The sequence below is a fragment of the Rufibacter latericius genome (assembly GCF_003721515.1).
Lineage (GTDB): Bacteria > Bacteroidota > Bacteroidia > Cytophagales > Hymenobacteraceae > Nibribacter > Nibribacter latericius.
Map to the genome: position 1 here is coordinate 981,180 of NZ_RJJD01000001.1, position 18,328 is coordinate 999,507.

General features: G+C 54.2%; 12 protein-coding genes. 7 read left to right on the forward strand and 5 right to left on the reverse strand.

Features of this window, described 5'->3' with window-relative positions; translation table 11 throughout:
- The first annotated feature begins 40 nt into the window (after positions 1–40).
- From EFB08_RS03785 to EFB08_RS03815, 7 genes are all read left to right on the forward strand, one after another.
- Positions 41–1,912 (forward strand): sodium:solute symporter family protein, encoded by a 1,872-nt coding sequence (locus tag EFB08_RS03785; protein WP_123125538.1) that lies wholly within the window; start codon positions 41–43, stop codon positions 1,910–1,912.
- Positions 1,913–1,962: 50 nt separating this feature from the next.
- A complete protein-coding gene (locus EFB08_RS03790) occupies positions 1,963–3,183 on the forward strand; it encodes a glycoside hydrolase family 130 protein (RefSeq protein WP_123125539.1) in 1,221 nt (406 codons plus the stop codon).
- Positions 3,183–4,412 carry an AGE family epimerase/isomerase gene (locus tag EFB08_RS03795; protein WP_123125540.1) on the forward strand — a complete coding sequence of 410 codons (1,230 nt, stop codon included), beginning with the start codon at positions 3,183–3,185 and terminating at the stop codon, positions 4,410–4,412. The genes EFB08_RS03790 and EFB08_RS03795 overlap by 1 nt, the downstream gene beginning before the upstream one ends.
- Positions 4,413–4,541: 129 nt before the next feature.
- Positions 4,542–6,293: a glycosyl hydrolase gene (locus tag EFB08_RS03800; RefSeq protein ID WP_165864788.1), complete on the forward strand. Its 1,752-nt coding sequence runs from the start codon at positions 4,542–4,544 to the stop codon at positions 6,291–6,293.
- Between the two features lie 148 nt (positions 6,294–6,441).
- Positions 6,442–7,671, forward strand: a complete 1,230-nt coding sequence (locus EFB08_RS03805) for a glycoside hydrolase family 27 protein (RefSeq protein WP_123125541.1) — start codon at positions 6,442–6,444, stop codon at positions 7,669–7,671.
- 128 nt (positions 7,672–7,799) lie between these two features.
- The gene (locus tag EFB08_RS03810) at positions 7,800–9,200 is read left to right on the forward strand and encodes a sialate O-acetylesterase (protein ID WP_123125542.1); all 1,401 of its coding nucleotides are present in this window, start codon (positions 7,800–7,802) and stop codon (positions 9,198–9,200) included.
- A gap of 38 nt (positions 9,201–9,238) precedes the next feature.
- A complete protein-coding gene (locus tag EFB08_RS03815) occupies positions 9,239–10,552 on the forward strand; it encodes a glycoside hydrolase 5 family protein (RefSeq protein WP_123125543.1) in 1,314 nt (437 codons plus the stop codon).
- Between the two features lie 188 nt (positions 10,553–10,740).
- On the opposite strand, the gene EFB08_RS03820 is transcribed toward EFB08_RS03815, so the two are convergent.
- From EFB08_RS03820 to EFB08_RS03840, 5 genes are all read right to left on the reverse strand, one after another.
- Entirely contained in the window at positions 10,741–11,220 is a 480-nt protein-coding gene (locus EFB08_RS03820) for a RodZ family helix-turn-helix domain-containing protein (protein ID WP_123125544.1), read from the reverse strand.
- A gap of 84 nt (positions 11,221–11,304) precedes the next feature.
- Positions 11,305–11,952, reverse strand: a complete 648-nt coding sequence (locus tag EFB08_RS03825; protein ID WP_165864789.1) for an MCP four helix bundle domain-containing protein — start codon at positions 11,950–11,952, stop codon at positions 11,305–11,307.
- A 255-nt stretch (positions 11,953–12,207) separates the two neighbouring features.
- Positions 12,208–12,951 carry an SDR family oxidoreductase gene (locus EFB08_RS03830; RefSeq protein ID WP_123125546.1) on the reverse strand — a complete coding sequence of 248 codons (744 nt, stop codon included), beginning with the start codon at positions 12,949–12,951 and terminating at the stop codon, positions 12,208–12,210.
- Positions 12,952–13,119: 168 nt separating this feature from the next.
- Positions 13,120–16,542 carry an amidohydrolase family protein gene (locus tag EFB08_RS03835; protein WP_123125547.1) on the reverse strand — a complete coding sequence of 1,141 codons (3,423 nt, stop codon included), beginning with the start codon at positions 16,540–16,542 and terminating at the stop codon, positions 13,120–13,122.
- An 808-nt stretch (positions 16,543–17,350) separates the two neighbouring features.
- Complete coding sequence (locus EFB08_RS03840; protein ID WP_123125548.1) at positions 17,351–18,319, reverse strand: sugar phosphate isomerase/epimerase family protein; 969 nt, start codon at positions 18,317–18,319, stop codon at positions 17,351–17,353.
- Positions 18,320–18,328: the final 9 nt, after the last annotated feature.

Sequence of the window (18,328 nt, forward strand, 5' to 3'; positions counted from 1 at the left end):
TTCACACCACTACTAAAAACAAAACCTTTACTTCTTTCGCATGAAACTAACCGCGCTAGACATCGGCATCATCATCCTCTACCTCGTCTCGGTGGCGGCGATCGGGCTGATCCTGCAGAACCGGGCCAAGGCCAACAAGGAAGCGTACATGCTGGGCGGCAACACCCTGCCGTGGTACGCGCTGGGCCTCTCCAATGCCTCGGGCATGTTCGACATCTCCGGCACCATGTGGATGGTGATGCTGGGCTTCGTCTACGGCCTGAAGAGCATCTGGATCCCGTGGCTGTGGCCGTCCTTCAACCAGATCTTCCTGATGATGTTCCTGGCCGCCTGGCTGCGCCGCTCCAACGTGACCACTGGGGCCGAGTGGATGCTCACCCGCTTCGGACGGGGCCGCGACTCCAACAAGTCGCACGCCATCGTGGTGGCCTTCGCCTTGCTGAGCTGTTTGGGCTTCCTGGCCTACGGCTTCATCGGGCTGGGCAAGTTCGTGGAGATCTTCGTGCCGTGGTCGGTGGTGCAGCCGTATGTGCCCTTCACCGTCTCGCCTGAGTTCGTGCCGCACTTCTACGGCATGCTCTTCACCTTCTTCGCGGTTTTCTACTCCATTCTGGGCGGCATGGCCAGCATCGTGTGGGCCGACGTGCTGCAGTACGGCATCATGACCGCCGCCTCCGTTGTGGTGGCCATCCTGGCCATGAACAACCTGGACACCGCGCCGCTCAACGTGCCCGAGGAATGGAAGACGCCTTTCTTCGGGGCCACGCTCAACATGGACTGGACCGGCATCATTGACGACGTGAACGCCAAGATCCAGTCGGACGGTTACTCTTTGTTCGGGATCTTCTTCTCGCTGATGGTCTTCAAGGGCATTCTGGCCAGCTTGGCCGGCCCCACGCCCAACTATGACATGCAGAAGATCCTCTCCTCCCGCTCCCCGCAGGATGCGGCCAAGATGAGCGCCTTCGTCTCGGTGGTGCTGATCCCTACGCGGTACCTGATGATCATGGGCTTCACGGTGCTGGCCATCCTGAACTACGACCAACTGAACCTGCAATCGGCAAGCGGCATCGACTTTGAGAGAATCCTGCCGGCCGCCATCCAGCGGTTCGCCCCCACCGGTTTGATGGGCCTGATCCTGGCCGGGCTTCTGGCGGCGTTTATCGGCACGTTTGCAGGGACCCTGAATGCGGCGCAGGCGTATCTGGTGAATGACGTATATCTGAAATACGTGAACCCCAAGGCCAGCAACGCTACCGTGAACCGCATGAACTACGCCACCGGCATTGTGGTAGTGCTGGTGAGCATGGCCCTGGGCTTCCTGGCCAAGGACGTGAACAGCCTGCTGCAGTGGATTGTGGCGGGTCTGTACGGCGGCTACATCTCGGCCAACGTGCTCAAGTGGTACTGGTGGCGCTTCAACGCTAACGGCTTCTTCTGGGGCATGCTGGTGGGTATAATAGCGGCCCTGGTCTTCCCGTACTTCACCGAGGGCCTGGACCTCTACTACTTCCCGTACCTGCTGCTCATTTCCCTGGCTGGTAGCCTTATAGGCACCTACACGGCTCCGCCCACTGAGGCCGAGACCCTGAAAAGCTTCTACCGGAACGTGCGTCCGTGGGGCTTCTGGAAACCGGTGGCCCAGCAGGTGAAGGCTGAGGACCCGTCCTTCGAGGAGAACAAGAACTTCAAGCTGGACATGTTCAACGTGGTCATTGGCGTGGTGTGGCAGATGAGCCTCACGCTCCTCCCAATCTACCTGATCCTGACCATGTACACCGAACTTATGGTGACTACCGGTATCCTGATCGTGTGCAGCGCCATCCTGAAGAAAACCTGGTGGGACAAACTGCCCAAGGATGGTGACTCCGTGGCCTCTATCCTCAAACGAAAATTAGTTTCTGTTTCATAAGTCAAAGGCGGCCTGACAGGCCGTTTAGTAACCCTTTTACCCAAATCACCATGGAAAACCCCTTCCAAAAAAGACAGCAGGCCCTGGAGCAGTTCCATGCGGCCCTGATCACCAAGAAGAACGAGAAACTGCCGCTCGGCAACGGCATCTACGATAGATACAAGAACCCAGTCCTGACCAACCAGCACGCCCCCATCGCCTGGCGCTATGACCTGAACCCGAAGACCAACCCGTACTTCATGGAGCGGATCGGGGTCAACGCCACCTTCAACGCCGGGGCCATCAAACTCCATGGCAAGTACCTGCTGGTGGTGCGGGTGGAGGGCAACGACCGCAAGTCCTTCTTCGCGGTGGCCGAGAGCCCCAACGGCATCGACAACTTCCAGTTCTGGGAGAAACCCATCACCATGCCCGAGACCCAGGACCCCGACATCAACGTGTACGACATGCGCGTGGTGCAGCACGAGGACGGCTGGATCTACGGCCTGTTCTGCACCGAGCGCAAGGACCCGGCCGCCCAACCCGGCGACGAGTCATCTGCGGTGGCGCAGTGTGGCATCGCCCGCACCAGGGACCTGGTTTCCTGGGAACGCCTGCCTGACCTGAGATCCACCTCGGCGCAGCAGCGCAACGTGGTCCTGCACCCTGAGTTCATCAACGGCAAATACGCGCTCTACACCCGTCCGCAGGACAGCTTCATTGAGGCGGGCAGCCGCGGCGGTATCGGTTGGGGCCTCACCGACTCGATGGAGAACGCCGTGGTGGACGAGGAGTTCATCGTGGACCCCAAGGCCTACCACACGGTGTACGAGGTGAAGAACGGCCAGGGCCCCGCTCCCATCAAAACCGAGAAAGGCTGGCTTCATTTGGCGCACGGCGTACGGAACACCGCCGCCGGCCTGCGCTACGTGCTCTACATGTTCCTGAGCGACCTGGATGACCCGTCCAAGGTAATTGCCAAACCAGGCGGGTATTTCATCGCCCCGGAGGGCGAGGAGCGGGTGGGCGACGTTTCCAACGTGGCCTTCGCCAACGGCTGGATTGTGGACGAGGACGGCACCGTGTTCATCTACTACGCCTCCTCTGACACCAGAATGCACGTGGCCACCTCCACCGTGAATCAGCTTCTGGACTATGTGCTGAACACCCCGGCCGACGGGCTCCGCTCTGCCGCCTCGGTGGAGCAGATCAACCTGCTGGCGGAGAAGAACAAAGCCTACATCAAAGGCAAGAAACAGGTGATGGCTCCCGAGTTAAACGGCGCGAATTGATGGCTACCGTTTCCGATACCACCCTTGCCTCCCAGCTTTCCACCTACCGGCAGGAGATGGAAACCGAGTTGGAGAGGATATTGGCTTTCTGGACGGAGCACACCCTGGACCACCGGAGCGGCGGCTTCGTGGGGCAGATCGATAACAACGGCAAGGTGAACCCCGAAGCGCCCAAGGGTAGCATCCTGAACGCCCGCATCCTGTGGACGTTTTCAGCCGCTTTTCGGCAAACGGGGCAGAAAACGTATCTGGAGATCGCGACCCGCGCTTTTGATTACCTGACAACCTCCTTCCTGGATACCGCCCACGGCGGTATCTACTGGATGGTGGACGCCCAGGGCCAGCCTCTGAACACCCGCAAACAGATCTACGCCCTAGCTTTCACCATCTACGGGATGAGCGAGTACCACCTGGCCACGCAAAACGAAAAGGCTTTGCAGGTGAGCCAAGGGCTTTTCCGGTGGATTGAGCAGTACAGCTTCGATCCGGAGCACGGCGGGTACCTGGAGGCTTTCAGCCAAACGGGCGAACTGTTGGAGGACCTGCGCCTGAGCGAGAAGGACTGCAACGACCCCAAGACCATGAATACGCACCTGCATATTTTGGAGGCCTACGCTAACCTGTACCGCGGCTGGCCGGACCCACTGCTGGAAAAACAACTCAGAGGCCTGATCGAGGTGTTCCTACAGCGAATCATTGATCAGAACACCGGCCACCTGAAACTGTTCTTCTCCCGCGACTGGGTCTCTTCGGCCAACCTGGTCTCCTACGGCCATGACATTGAGGCTTCCTGGCTGTTGCAGGAAGCCGCCGAAGTGCTGGGCGATGAGGAATTGCTGGCGAATGTGAAGGAAGTGGCACTCACCATGGCCCATGCCACGGCAGAGGCCCTGCTCCCGGACGGAAGCCTGTACCATGAGCTCAACATGGACGAGAACCACTACGACAAACACCGTGAGTGGTGGGTGAGCGCCGAGGCGATGGTGGGTTTCTTCAACGCCTACGAACTGACCGGCTCCGAGGACTTTCTGCAAAGGTCTTTGGACTCTTGGAAATTCGCGCAGACCTATTTCCTGGACCTGGAGCGGGGCGAGTGGCATTGGGGAGTGAACGATGACTATTCTTTGATGAGCAAAGAAGACAAGGTCGGGTTCTGGAAATGCCCTTACCACAACGCTCGGGCCTGCCTGGAAATCATCCATAGATGCAAGAAGTCGGCGAAAGCCTAAAGCCTTCCCGCAAGCTGCTGCTTTAGGGTGGTTTTTCAGAAATAAGCCCTAAACAGCTAGCAGATTAGCCGCGGATCAGAGAAAACAAAGGAAGTACTTTCAACAAATTCGTACCCACAACTACCTGGCATGAAAACACTTCTACGATTACTTTCCTCCGTCTCAGGGCGGGCGTACCTGGCTTGGTTGGCGTTGTCTTTTTTCCTGGCCTCTACCTCTTGCACCCAGGCAGCAGATATCAAAATTGAGGCTGAAAACGCTACCCGCACGGGAGTAACCGTGGCTAGTTCCATGACGGGGTTTTCGGGCAGTGGGTACGTGCAGGGGTTTGACAATTCCTTCGCCAAGAACGTACGGTTCACCGTCGACGTTGCCACAGCCGGCATCTACGACCTGACCATCCGGTACGCCACGCCATCGGGCGAGAAAGGGTACGTGCTGGAGGTAAACGGAAGTCGTTCAGAGGGAATGTTGACCCCCGTTTCAGGGTACGGCACAGCGCAGGCGGGCAAGTTCCTGCTGACGGCAGGGGCTAACTCCATTACCATTGGCGGCGGCTGGGGATACTACATTATTGATTACATTAACCTAAGTCCGGCCACGATTCCTTTGCCGGCCAAACCGCCCAAGACCTTGACCGATGCCAACGCAACGGCTTCCACCAAGAACCTGTTCTCGTATCTGGTAGACATCTACGGAACCAAAGTGCTGGCGGCCCAGCAGGAAACCAACGAGCTTCAGGAAATGGACTACGTGCGCACGCACTCAGGGAAAGATCCGGCCATCGGGTCATTTGACCTGATTGAGTACTCGCCTTCTCGTATCCAGTTTGGGTCCAACCCCACGGGATTCTCGGAAAAAGCCATCCAATGGGCCCAAAAAGACCAGGGCCGCGGCATCATCAGCCTGATGTGGCACTGGAACGCCCCCACTGATTTGATCAACCAAAGCCCTGACAAACTCTGGTGGAGCGGGTTCTACACCCGGGCCACCACCTTTAACTTTGCTACCGCCCTCGCCGATAAAAACGGGGCCAATTACCAGCTTCTGCTTCGTGATATTGATGCCATTGCGGTAGAACTGAAGAAGTTTCAGGCACAAGACATTCCGGTACTGTGGCGTCCCTTGCACGAGGCGGCCGGTGGCTGGTTTTGGTGGGGCGCCCAGGGAGCCGCTCCGTTCAGGGAGCTTTGGCAACTGATGTACGACCGCCTCACCAACCATCACCAACTGCACAACCTCATCTGGGTCTACACCGCCGAACGCGGGAAACCCGATTGGTACCCCGGCGATGCGTACGTAGACATAGTAGGCATTGACATTTACGAAAACACCGCTGTGGCTTCTAACCTGAGCGGCCAATGGACCGAGCTGCAGAACCTGTTCAACGGCAAGAAACTGGTCACGCTCTCAGAGACCGGCAACCTCCCCAACCCCGAATTCATCCGAACCTTCGGGACGTGGTGGTCCTGGTTTGCTGTGTGGCCGGGCGCGGATTACACCAGAAAACAAGCCTCCAGCCTCATTCACTCGGTCTTCAACGATCCAGATGTCATCACTCTGGACGAATTGCCTAACTGGCGGAGCTACACTGCGGTGACCAGCAGCGCGCTGGAAAAAGAACTTGGGAAATTATCGGTGTACCCCAACCCTTCCCAGGAAGGCCAGTTGACCATCAGCACCACCACCAAATCTCCTTTAACGGCTACGTTTTCGCTGTTCACTACCACCGGAGCCAAAGTATTGGAAGTGTCCCGGCATTTGAGGAGCGGGCTGAACCAGGTTCAGCTTCCGGTTCAGCAGCTTCCGGCGGGCATGTATGTGCTTTCCATCCAAAAAGGAGGCGAACAGATTTCCCGGAAAGTGGTGCTGCAGAAATAACGACGGAAATCCGGCGCTCTCCGCCTAAAACTTCTGGGCCTGTTTACAGCCCGATTTCAAAGAAATGGCCTAAAACCAGTCCTGATAGAAACAGCGAACAAATCTTGAATTCCATACTCCCACTCACCTAACAGCCCAGACAAAACCCATGAAAAAACTATTGCTCTCCCTGGCAGCCCTCACGCTTTCGGTTACGGCTTTCAGCCAGGGAAACAACTACGCGCAGAACTACAAGAAGTATGAAGGCCTGGCCATGACGCCGCCCATGGGCTGGAACAGCTGGAACAAATTCGCTTGCAACGTAGACGAGAAACTGATCCGGGAAACCGCCGATGCCATGGTGAGTTCCGGTATGAAAGCCGCCGGCTATGAGTACATCAACATAGACGACTGCTGGCACGGCGACCGGGACAGCCTGGGCTTTATCCACGCTGATCCAAAGCGCTTCCCATCGGGCATGAAAGCCCTCGCCGACTACGTGCACTCCAAAGGGTTGAAACTGGGTATCTATTCAGATGCCGGTTCCCAGACCTGCGGTGGCCGTCCGGGAAGCCGCGGTTATGAGTTCCAGGATGCCCAGATGTACGCCTCATGGGGCATCGATTACCTTAAATATGATTGGTGCAACACCGAAGGCCTGAAAGCCGAGGGTGCTTACAAAACTATCGCCGCCGCTCTGCAAAAAGCAGGCCGCCCGGTGGTACTGAGCATCTGCGAGTGGGGTAATGACAAGCCCTGGGAATGGGGTCCGGCGGTAGGGCACCTGTGGAGAACCACCGGCGACATCTACAACTGCTTTGACTGCGTGGAAGATCACGGTACCTGGAAATCATGGGGCGTGATGCAGATCCTGGACAAGCAGGAAGGCTTGAGACAATACGCGGGCCCAGGCCACTGGAACGACCCAGACATGATGGAAGTAGGTAACGGAATGGCCGTAAACGAAGACCGCGCCCACTTCACCATGTGGAGCATGATCGCCGCGCCTCTCATTGCCGGAAACGACCTGCGCAAGATGAGCAAAGAAACCGTGGCCATCTTAACCGACAAAGAAGTGTTGGCCATCAACCAGGACAAACTCGGCATTCAGGGCTTGAAACTCTCTGCCAAAGACAGCCTTGAAACGTGGGTAAAACCTCTGGATGGCGGAAAGTGGGCCGTTACTTTCCTGAACAGGGCAAAGAATCCTCAGAAAGTGACCTTTGACTGGAAGAAAACGCCCATCAACGATGACCTTTCCAAACGGGAACTGAACGCCAATACTACCACTTACAAAATTTGGAACGTGTGGACGAAGAAAGCCCAGGGTACCACCAAGAAAGCCTTTGAAGCCACCGTACCCGCGCACGACATAGTACTACTGGTTCTGTCTGAATAAATTTCGTTTCTTTGTTTAGGGCCTGTTTTCCAGAAAGCAGGCCCTAAATGCTTTCTAGCGGCCGCCAGCGAAGAACCCCTGCATTGGCTTCCGCTAACCTTCACCATTCACGTCATAGTTCAGGAAAGATGAAACTGAAATCACTGAAAAAACTTTTCATTGTCGCGCTCCTTTCCGCCTCTTCCACCTCGGCGGGAGCGGTCTCCCTGCCAGCCATCCTTGGAAGCCACATGGTGCTGCAACGAAACGCCGAGGTCATTCTCTGGGGTTGGGGCAGCACCGGCGAAGAAGTCACCGTGACCGGCAGCTGGGACAACAAACCCGTTAAAACCAAGGTCAATAACCAGGCGCAATGGTCAGTAAAACTGCAGACTTCCGCCGCCAACGGCCCGCAGACCGTGACCGTGAAAGGCTACAACACCCTGGTGCTGGAAGACGTGTTGCTGGGCGAGGTCTGGTTATGCTCCGGTCAATCTAACATGGACTGGAATGCCAACGCCGGAATAGACAATGCCGAGCTGCACATCAAGGAAGCCAATTACCCCTCCATCCGGTTTTTCCAGGCCTCCAAACGCACCGCCGATGCTCCGCAGGTGGACCTGCAGGGCCAATGGGTAGTCTGCACGCCGGAAACCATGAAGAACTTCAGCTCGGTGGGCTACTTCTTCGGGAGGGAAATTCACCGGAACCTGAACACGCCGGTCGGGTTGATCAACAGCAGCTGGGGTGGCACCCCCATCGAGATTTGGTTCAGCGGGCAGGCCATCGCTTCTAACCCTGTTTTGGCCGAAGCAGCCGCAAAACGCAAAGAGGTAGAATACGGTCCGGTGCAGCCAGCCAAAGCCTACAACGCCATGATTGCGCCGCTCATCCCCTTCCGGCTGGCAGGTGCCCTGTGGTACCAGGGGGAATCTAACGTAGATGCCCCCGAAGTGTATGCCCAGATGCTGCCCACCCTTATCCAGGATTGGCGCACCTCCTGGAAAAATGATTTCCCCTTCTACTACGTGCAGATCGCGCCCTGGAAGTACGGCACCCCCGAAGAACGGGTGCGGCTCGCCGAGGCCCAGCTGAAAACCATGACCGTTCCGAAAACTGGCATGGCGGTCATCAGTGACGTGGGCGATACGGTGGACATTCACCCCAGAAACAAACTGGATGTAGGCAAACGCCTCGCCTCCTGGGCTCTGAACAAAACCTACGGTAAAAAAGAGGTGGCCTTCTCTGGCCCCGTGTACCGCGACATGAAAGTGGAAGGAAACAAAATTCGACTGTCTTTTGACCACGCAGACCAAGGCTTGGTAGCCAAAGGCAAAGAACTCACCCATTTTGAGATTGCCGGCGAAGACCAGAAGTTTGTGCCCGCCAAAGCCAAAATAGACGGCAAAACCATTGTGGTGAGCGCCAAGGAAGTGAAAAAGCCGGTAGCTGTGCGGATGGGCTGGAACAACACCGCTGTACCTAACCTCTTCAACAAGGCAGGTCTACCCGCCTCCACCTTCCGGACTGATAACTGGCCCCGTAAGTAACATACCATCTAGAATTATCTTCTTCCTTTGTACTCCACATGAAAAGTATTTACTTTCTTGTAGCTCTCCTTTGCGCTTCTTTCACCCAGGTTCTTGCCCAGAAAGCATCGGACTTTGTGAAAACCGATGGACATACCTTTACGTTAGGCGGCAAGCCTTACTACTACATCGGGACGAATTATTGGTACGGTGGTTTGTTGGCCTCTACCGGTCAGGGCGGGGATCGCAAAAGATTGGTAAAGGAGTTGGATTTGCTTAAGAAAGCCGGTGTCACGAACCTTAGAATCCTGGCCGGCGCCGAAGGCCCGAACAACCAGCCGTACCGCGTCTCGCCAGCTCTGCAGATGTCACCCGGCGTGTACAATGACACGCTGCTGGCTGGTTTGGATTTCCTGCTCGCCGAGATGGCCAAACGCGACATGAAAGCGGTGCTGTACCTGAACAACGCCTGGGAATGGTCGGGTGGTTTTAGCCAATATGTGAACTGGAACACCAACGTGCCCATTCCCTACGCCTTGGCTAACAACAATGACTGGGCCAGCTTCATGAAGTACTCCGGTCAGTTTCACCAGTGCGATCCCTGCAAGGAGCAATTCGCCGACCATATCAGATTCATGCTAAGCCGCACGAACCAGTTCACGAACCAGAAGTACACAGAGGACCCCGTGATCATGTCCTGGCAGATCGCCAATGAGCCCCGCGCCTTCTCCATGGCCAACGTGCCCGCTTATGACCAATGGATCAAAAGCACCGCTGCCCTGATCAAGTCCCTGGACAAAAACCACCTGGTGTCTACCGGCTCAGAAGGCTCGCACGGCTCAGAGGGCTCCATGGACGTGTTCAAACAAGTCCACACTGATCCCAATATCGATTACTTTACCATGCACATCTGGCCGCGCAACTGGGGCTGGCTGGATAATAAGAACATCAGTGGCTCTTTGGATTCTGCTATTGTGAAGACCATGCAGTACATGGACCGGCACATCACCTTCGCCCGGGAGCAGAAGAAACCAATTGTGATGGAGGAATTTGGGTTGCAGCGGGATAACAACGAGTTCAGCCCCTCGGCCAAAACCAACCACCGCGACCGATATTACACGCAGGTGTTTGAACGCGTACTTTCCAGCGCTAAAGCGAAAGATGCTCTAGCCGGGGCCAACTTCTGGGCCTTCAACGGAATCGCCCGTCCTCACCCAACCCGCCACTTCTGGAAACCCGGCGATGACCTCATGGGCGATCCCCCCCAGGAAGAACAGGGCCTCTACGGCGTTTTCGACACCGATTCTACCATGCCGCTGATTGCAAAGTATAGCAAGGCGGTTAGGAAGGCTGGGAAGAAAAAGAAGAAGTAGACACTGCCTTAAAATTGAACGGGCGCCGGGAAAAAGGAAGGATGCTTCAACCAGAGTCCTCCTCTTGTGATCGTTCAAGGAATAGATTTTACCCTCCGTTTTAAGGCAGCTTTTGTAAAAACAAGCCAGAAATAGCATAGAAAAAGCGCAGTGGTTTGCTGCGCTTTTTCTATGCTATTTCTTCTAAACTACTTCTTCAAAGGAGCTCCTACGGCAATACTACAGTCATGCCCCGGTTGCCCGTGGGGCGGGTTCATGCCTTTGGCGGTGGTAACCGGAGGGCCCATGGGTAGAACAGGGGCGGGCGGCAAAGCAGAAGGCCGGGCATTAGGAGTGGCCGTAGCGCCTGAGTTGGGGGTTACCCCCGGATTAACGGTTACTCCGGGAGGCGAGTTCAAGGGCGCGCCCACCTGGATATCGCACCGATGGCCCGGCTCGCCGTGAGCAGGGTTTAAACCAGTGGTCACTACCGGAGTGCCAGCAGGCGTTTGTTGGCCTACGGTGGCCGGTTGTGAAGTTACTGGCGCAGTAGAGTTAGAAGAGGTATTTACCGGCAAAGAGGTATTCTTCGCGGTATCGGCTCCTGCGGCTGGCTCATTTTTGCTTTTGGAACACCCTACCCCGCAGCACAGAGAGGCAATGATCAGGATCTGTATTGTACTTTTCATAACTGGTTTTCAGCTTGTAAAATGAAAATGATTTACGAAACCTGCCTCGTTCTCTAAGCCGAACAGAAGCACAGGCAAATCTCTCTAGTTCAGCATAGGATTTTGTGGAAACTTAGAGAACCTTGATTTAGAGGCGAAAATAAGCATTTGAATCAGGATGCCGATGACGATGATCAAAACAAACTCCAGCTGGGTAAGAATAGCCGACCCTGCCATCATCTGCTGAGACGAATCATTCAACCGTTTGCCTTCTGCGACCTGAATGCGGGAAAGTTGGTTCAGGTAGTTTGTAGCCTGTTGGAACCGGGTATCCAACTCTTTCTTGGCTGGCAACACCTCTTTTCCTCCCAACTGCCGCAAATATTGGTTTTCCAAAGCTTTCAGTTCCCGGTGGTTTCGGTCAAAGGCAACTAAGTACCTGGCTTCGGCATCGGTTAACCGGGTTTTGCCAAATTCTGTGAGCAGGGTGGCAATGGCCAGGTTGTTTTCCTGTAACCCGGAAGCCAGATGGCCATCATTCCCGGCATAAAAAGAATTGTCCACCAGCATTTTCTTCTGGTACAGGTGCCCAGACAGTTGGTAAATGTAACTTTCCACCAGCAGCCGGTCTTCGTAGACGGTGGCGAAGGAAGTACCCAGTTTCGTCACCGTTTTATTGTCCAGCGTATTTTTAGCCAGTACCAAGACCATCACCACCGCCAGCAGCAATGCGGCCTTTGTTTTATGTTTCACACTATATACCCATCTCATCTTTCCAAAAAATAAGGAGTGAAAACTAGAAAGGGAAAGCACTTACAGGAAAACAATCTTTTGCAATCTGCAGAAGAGAGAAACAAGGCTTCGCCCTGCACGGAAGTTACAAATTTTAAACCTTAAAAGCCAGACCTTTATCCTTAAAAGTACTTCTCTGATTCCCTGAGGCCAAGGAAATAAAAAGGGTTCGGGGAAGGGTTTGAAGCCTGATTTCGGAAAAGGGCCCCAAAACGCTTACGCCCATCTGGAATTCATCTCCAGAAAGAAGGCATCATTTTCTTCCCGGGAGGCTTTTCTTCTCACTTCCGAAGTCCCGAAACCAACTTCCAGTTCCCCGTTGTCAATGCGCTGCATCACCGAGTCAGCGAACTCATTCAGCGGTGCCCCGAAGGTGTGCAAGCCGGTTCCCCCCAAGTCGGTATTCACAGCAGGCGGCACAATTTCCACCACTTCCACGCTGGTTTTGGAAAGCAAGTACCGCAACGACATGGTAAAGGAATGCAGAGCCGCTTTGGTGGCGCAATACACCGGCGCGAAAACACCCGGCGTAAAGGCCAGCCCCGAAGTGACATTGATGATGGCTGCCGTTTCTTGTTGGCGCAGGTGGGGCACAAAGAGGCTGCTTAGGTGAATGGGCGCTTCCAGGTTAATGGCGATTTCCTGTTGCGTTTGGCTCCACTCCTCCTGCTCGTCTACCAGGTTGACCCGCCGCTGAATACCGGCGTTGTTCACCAGCACATTCAACTGCGGGAATTCAGCGGTGGTCCACTCCAGCAGGGCGATGCGGTCGGCCTCGCGGGCTACGTCACAGGCAATGGTATGAATCTCGGGGTACTGGGCCTTGACCTCGTTAAGCTTATCGGCTCTTCGGCCGCAGATGATGACGGTACTGCCGGCGTTCAGAAAACGTTCGGCAATGGCAAGGCCAATCCCGGAACCTCCTCCGGTGACCAGTACTGTATTTCCAGCTAATTTCATTTTCTAGGAATGTGGGTGGTTAGGTGTACTTGTTTTTATTTCTCTGTCTTTAGGGAAAATCTATGATACGAGATTGCTTCTGTTTTAGGCCGATTTAACCAAAACTGCCCCTAAACAAAAAGCCTCCCCTGCTAGGCAAGGGAGGCTTTTCTCAATCGTTTTCAGAAACTATTCCTGAACACCAGGTACGCCTAACGGAAGCGCGCTGTGCCAGTCAAAATCTGGGGCTTTCTTCTTGGTTGGAGCCAGTTCATCCAGGGTGTTGGCATCGTACAGACGACCGTTCCGCATCACATATTTGATGGTGTTGGTGTTGCGGATGTTCTCCAACGGGTTCTGGTCCATGATGACCAAATCCGCCAGTTTACCGTTCTGGATAGAGCCTAAATCACCGTCCAAGCCTAAGGATTTTGCACCTAAGATGGTGGCTACTTTCAAGGCATCCAGGTTCTTCATGCCACCTGACTGAATAGACCAAAGTTCCCAATGGTAGCCCAAGCCTTGCAACTGTCCATGCGAGCCAACACCGGCCAGACCGCCGTCTTTCACCAGGCTATTCACAAACTGCGCATGCTTGTCAAAAACGTGTTCTTCTTTAGAGAACCAACCTGCTCTACGGCGGGCTTTTTCATCCAACTCCACTTTAGGGGTGAAGTAGTTAAGCTTCTTATCGCCAATCACATTTTCGGTGGCATAGTAGTAGTTCTCGGCCCAAGGTCCGCCGTAAGAAACAAGCAAGGTTGGGGTGTAGGCAATCTGCGACTTAGACACAAACTCCAGCACGTCTTTGTACAGCGGGAAAATTGGGTACGAGTGCTCGTGGCCTGGGTAGCCGTCCAGAACTTCAGTGAGGTTCAGTTTGAAATCAAGACCACCTTCGGTGGTTGGCATCAGGCCTTGCTCTTTAGCGGCCATGATAATCCACTGACGGTGCTGACGATTCCCCACCAGGTACATTTTAATGGTCTTGGTGTTGTAGTAATCTGAGTACTGCTTCAGGACGCTCTTGGCGTGGTCTAAGCTCTTCAGATTATACGACCAGTAGCCAACGCCTGGGCCAGTAGAGTACACGCGTGGTCCAATCATCTTGCCGGTTTCCACCATGTCAGAGTAGGTTAACACGTCGGTAGTAGCGGTTTGTGGGTCGCGGGTGGTAGTTACCCCGTAAGCGAGGTTCGCGGCGTAAATCCACACCTGGTTGGAGTGAACGCCCCAGCGTGGCCACATGTGCGCGTGGGTATCCACGAAGCCAGGTGTGATAGTTTTTCCTTTCACGTCCATCACGGTAGCGTTCTGCGGAACGGTCAACGTGCCGGATGCACCAACTGCCTTGATGCGGTTGTCCTGAATCAGGATGTCCCCGTTTTCAATCACCTCGTCACCGTTCATGGTGATGATGCGGGCACCTTTCAACAGGATGTTTCCGGTTGGGATGTCACGCGGCACCGTGATGGCGATTCTGGTTTCTACCGGCTTGTAGCCTTCAATCTTCACAGCCTCTTTGGCACCGGTGCTGTCCTTCTTAACTTCGGTGGTTGGTTTAGCGTCTTTCTTCAGTTCCTCGGCGGCTTCCAGTTCGCGTTTCTTCGCGAAGGCCTGGTCCATGTTATAAGCGAAGAAGGCGTTTCCGATAGACCAATACACGCTCTTTCCATCGGCGGACCAGCTTGGGAACTGACCACCAATGTCGGTTAGTTTCCAGGAAGGAAATTGTGAACTGGCGATGTCGGCTACGGAGATGGTTGGGGTTTCACCGCCTACAAACGGGATGGTTACCACGTAAATCTCGTTGTTGATCAAAGCCAGGGCTTTGTCGCCTTTTGGCGCTTTGATAATGGTAGTAGCGGTTGAGGCTTGTTGCTGCGGTTCACGCTCGTTTACGTGCGTGTTGTGGCTCATTTCCTCTTCCAGCATATCGGCAAACGACCCGAACGTGGTGATACCTTTCACTTTCACGTACGGCTTCTTATCGGTGCCATCCCAACGAATAGAAATCAACCCGTCAGTGGAGCTGTACAGGTAAATGCGGTCATCGCCTTGCACAAAGTGCGGGTTGGCACCCAGGTTGGCTTTGGTCACAAACGTGCTCGCACCGCCTTTCGCCGAAATCCAGTTAATAGTCTGCCGCGCATCAAACGCACCCGGACCAGCCGACTCACGATACGTTTGCGCCGAGCCTTTCACGAACACGATTTTGTCTCCTTTAGGTGACCAAACCGGCTCCTGGAAAACGGAGTTCTCCTGGCTCAGTTTTACGGGTTTTGCTTTTCCGTTGGCAGCTACTTTGTAGATAGCGCCACCCATTTTCTCGTGCCAAGTCACAAATACCAGCTCCTTGCCGTCAGGCGACCAGGACGGTTGTGCCTCAGTGAAATCATTGGTAGTGACACGTTTTGGTGTGCCGTTGGGGTAATCCGTAATGTACAATCTGTCTAGCGCTGTAAAGGCTAAACGTTTACCATCTGGTGACATAGCCGCATCACGGATTTGCGTCACCTTCATGGTTTTGTCATCATTGATGGAGTATTTAAACTCCACTTTCGGCCCAATGGCGATTTTGGTATTCACTTGGAACGGAATCTCCTTCGCCTGGCCGCCGCTTACCGGAATGCGGTAGATTTTACCACCGTAAGAAGCTACCAGTTCTTTGCTGTCTGGCGTGAACGACATAGCCGGCAACACACCCAGCGGCGCAATAGACTCCTGCTCATCGCGCTGCACCGGATAGGCCAGCCACTTCTCGTCGCCGGATTTCAGGTTCTGGACAATAAGGCCGGTTTGGTTATTATGACGTGTTCCGTAGACCAGCATGGTGCCATCCGGAGACAAGGTTGGCGAGAACGCTGAGCCGTAGCGAGAGGTGCGGGTATCGGTTTCGCCGGTTTCGCGGTCTAGCGTGGCTAATTGGTACTGCGGTAACTGCGCGTTGTAGTTCCAACCACCGGTGCGGCGCGAATACCAGATGTAGCGTGGGTCTTTGCCAAACGCCGGCTCCACCGTTTTCAGGGTTTCCGGGGTTTTAATTAACTGTGTTCCGCTACCGCTGTCTTTGTGGTACAGGTGCAGTTTCAAGTTCCGGCGGCCTTGTGATACCACCAGGTATTCGCCATCTGGCGTCCACTCAGCTGCCTGGAAGTTTTCGTTTTTGCTTTTGCTGATTTGGCGGGTCTTTTTGGTCACCAGGTCCATCACCCACACGTTGTCATTCCCGTCGCGGTCCGAGAGGAACACAATGGATTTACCGTCCGGGCTGAAGCGAGGCTGCACATCCAGGGCCATGCCCTCAGTTAATTGCTCGGCTTTGCCACCAGCCATAGGCAGCAGGTACAAATCGCCCAGCATGCTGAAGATGAGCTGACCACCGGCGGGGTGCACATCCAGGGCCAACCAGGAGCCTTCGTTGGTGTTGATGTCAATGGTTCGGCCAGCTTCTAAGGGCAGGTCTTTTTTCTCTTCTTTTTTGGCTCCGTCTTTCTTTGCCGGGGCAGGTGCGTTCTGGGCCAAAGTAGGCTCCACGAACAGACCCAGCGTGCAAAGCAGCAACACGGGTTTCCTCCAGCCAGTGACATGGTTGGTAAAAAACTGCTTCATAATAAAGGGGTTAGTGGTGTGATGGTTTGGGATTTGTGAAGATAAGAATTGTTTTAATAGGTTGCTGACCTTCGCTTAGCTAAATGCGTTTCGGGGTTGTTTTTGAAGAATTGCCCCTGAAATGGGTTTAATGTTCTCACCAGCGACTGGAATAACGCTTCCTAAACGCACGGTTCCCCTTTGAAGGGGGTAGGGGAATGACTTCTTCTGCTGATTTTTCTATATCTGATTACAATTGAACCACTACTTCCTAACTCCTGACTCAGAACTCTGAACTCAGCACTCGCTTTGCGGACGTTTGTCACTTTTCTCCTTGATGAGAAAAGTAACCAAAAGAATCAAGAAGAAAAGAAACTCGCTGACGCTCAGACAGTCTTTTCTTCAGAGTTGGACACCCTGCTGCCGTCCTTTGTTCCATCGCTCACGCACGCCATAGCCTTCAGAACTGTCACTGCTTGCGCCTGGCGGAGGTTGGGTTACGCATGCGCCCAACCTCCGCCGAGCTGCATGTTTTTGCCTCGCCTGAAGAACCGCAATAATTCCTGCATCGTCCTGCGAACGTGGTGGTGCTTTAGGGTTAGTTTGTCTAATACAGTCTTAAAATATTCTCTGGTTCAAGTCTGCGACTTGGACCCAAAATGACCGGCGGTTTGCAACTGCCGTAAGGCGACAGCCTCAACCTATGTTTGCAGGTGAAATAATAGAATCAGAGAAGAACCATAATAATCAGAAAACCTTATTAACGCATTTTGGGCCTGCTTTTGGTAAAACAGGCCCGAAACGGTAATGGCAAAAAGAATGCAGCTACTTACGCGAGCAAGGTATTTTTCACGTAATCGCGACTCTGTTTAATGCTTTGGAAAGGGTCCATGCCGGCGGCGAAGTTTTCCTGCTCCACGAAGATGCGGTCTACGCCGGAAGTCTGGGCTTGGGCGAAGATGGCTTTATAGTCCATGGTGCCGCTGCCGATCTCGGTGTTGAGGTCTGGTTTGGCTTTGTCCATGTCTTTCACGTGCCACATCACAAAACGGCCTTTGTGCTGGTTGAACATTTCTACCGGTTTGCGGCCAGCTTTTTCCATCCAGAACAAATCGGCTTCGAAGCTTACCAGCGCCGGATCGGTTTCCTTTAACAGGATGTCGTAGCCGGTGGTGTCGCCGTATTGTTTGAACTCAAAATCGTGGTTGTGGTAAGCCAGCTTCAGGTTAGAGGCTTTACACAGTTCTGCGGCTTTGTTTATCTTCTCGGCGATGTTCTTGTAGGCATCGGCGCTGTTTCTCAGTTCTTCGCCCAGGTAAGGCACGGTGATGTATTTCTGGCCCACAATGTTTCCGGCATCAATGTAGCGCTTCACGATGTCGGTGTTGCCGTCTTTCATATATTGGCCAAACTCATAGTGACCGCTGGTAGAAACCAGGTTGCTGGCTTGCAATAGTTCTTTGAAGGCCTTCGGCTGAAGCCCCCAATAGCCTTTGGCCACGTCATAGCCGTAGGTTTCCACGTCCTGGTAACCGGCCTGCGCCACTTTCCCGATCACGCCTTTCACATCATTCGGTAAAAGCTCCCGCAAAGTGTACAACTGGATACCGATGTCACTGATACGGGCGTTTCCGGCGCCACTGGTGGTAGTGGTGTCAGCGCCTGTTCCCTCAGCGGTGGAGGCAGCACTGCCCGTGTTTTGGTTCGAAGAATCACAGGAAGTAAGCAAAGAGGGCGCGAACGCAACCCCTGCCGATAATAATCCCAGCTTCTGTAAAAAAGATCTTCTGTTGTTCATTTTGTTTTT

Bases quoted from the DNA above. Each gene is read 5' to 3' on its own strand.
- EFB08_RS03785 (WP_123125538.1), top strand. From the start codon at position 41: ATGAAACTAACCGCGCTAGACATCGGCATCATCATCCTCTACCTCGTC.
- EFB08_RS03790 (WP_123125539.1), top strand. From the start codon at position 1,963: ATGGAAAACCCCTTCCAAAAAAGACAGCAGGCCCTGGAGCAGTTCCAT.
- EFB08_RS03795 (WP_123125540.1), top strand. From the start codon at position 3,183: ATGGCTACCGTTTCCGATACCACCCTTGCCTCCCAGCTTTCCACCTAC.
- EFB08_RS03800 (WP_165864788.1), top strand. From the start codon at position 4,542: ATGAAAACACTTCTACGATTACTTTCCTCCGTCTCAGGGCGGGCGTAC.
- EFB08_RS03805 (WP_123125541.1), top strand. From the start codon at position 6,442: ATGAAAAAACTATTGCTCTCCCTGGCAGCCCTCACGCTTTCGGTTACG.
- EFB08_RS03810 (WP_123125542.1), top strand. From the start codon at position 7,800: ATGAAACTGAAATCACTGAAAAAACTTTTCATTGTCGCGCTCCTTTCC.
- EFB08_RS03815 (WP_123125543.1), top strand. From the start codon at position 9,239: ATGAAAAGTATTTACTTTCTTGTAGCTCTCCTTTGCGCTTCTTTCACC.
- EFB08_RS03820 (WP_123125544.1), bottom strand. From the start codon at position 11,220: ATGAAAAGTACAATACAGATCCTGATCATTGCCTCTCTGTGCTGCGGG.
- EFB08_RS03830 (WP_123125546.1), bottom strand. From the start codon at position 12,951: ATGAAATTAGCTGGAAATACAGTACTGGTCACCGGAGGAGGTTCCGGG.
- EFB08_RS03835 (WP_123125547.1), bottom strand. From the start codon at position 16,542: ATGAAGCAGTTTTTTACCAACCATGTCACTGGCTGGAGGAAACCCGTG.
- EFB08_RS03840 (WP_123125548.1), bottom strand. From the start codon at position 18,319: ATGAACAACAGAAGATCTTTTTTACAGAAGCTGGGATTATTATCGGCA.